The organism is Vibrio sp. 1288, from assembly GCF_033344475.1.
In genome coordinates, this window is the sequence record NZ_JAWPOX010000484.1 from 1 (window position 1) to 721 (window position 721).

2 pseudogenes are annotated in these 721 nt (G+C 41.2%); both read left to right on the forward strand.

What is annotated here, in order from left to right:
• A pseudogene (locus R8O11_RS27535) lies at window positions 1-285 on the forward strand (response regulator); the annotation flags it as partial.
• Window positions 285-721, forward strand: a pseudogene (locus R8O11_RS27540) (diguanylate cyclase); the annotation flags it as partial. The pseudogenes R8O11_RS27535 and R8O11_RS27540, both read left to right, overlap by 1 nt.

Genomic DNA, 721 nt, shown 5'->3' on the forward strand with positions numbered 1-721 from the left:
CTCGAATTTACGCCTCATAATGAAATTATTTTAAATGTCTCTAACTTGCTGGTTTCGTCATTCCTAACCTCTTTAGGGAACCAACTTGATAAGCAGTTTTCACTTCGTCAGCCGGGCATCGTCGATACAATCACTCCTTACAATGAAGAACAAGGAGAATCAGGCGAACTCTTTACCATCGAATATACCTACATGGCGGAAGCGCTCGATTTTGAGTGTGAAGTATTATTTCTAATAGACAAACCATCAGTAGAAATTATTTATGAAATCATGGAGTTAATCTGATGTCCGATATCACGCTGGACATAGCAGACTTTCATTGGGTCACACAAATTTTAGATACCATGGATTCTGGGCTCATTGTTCTTGATCCAGAATATAACGTGTGTGTCTGGAACAGCTTTATGCAGTCTTACAGCGGTGTGCTGTCTCAAGATATTTTAGGTCAATGCTTGTTCGATCATTTCGACGAACTACCACGAACGTGGTTGGAAACGAAACTAAAGACCTCTGCTGATCTTGAGACTCGTTCCTTCTCCAGTTGGGAAAACCGACCATACCTTTTTAAATTCAACAACTTTTCACCGGTTTCCAACAGCTGTGACTTTATGTTTCAAGACATCGTTATCACGCCATTGCGTTCACTTTCTGGCGAAGTAAGCCATATTGCGATTCAAGTGAACGATGTTTCCGAAACGGCGAGAAACCGAATCCATTTGCG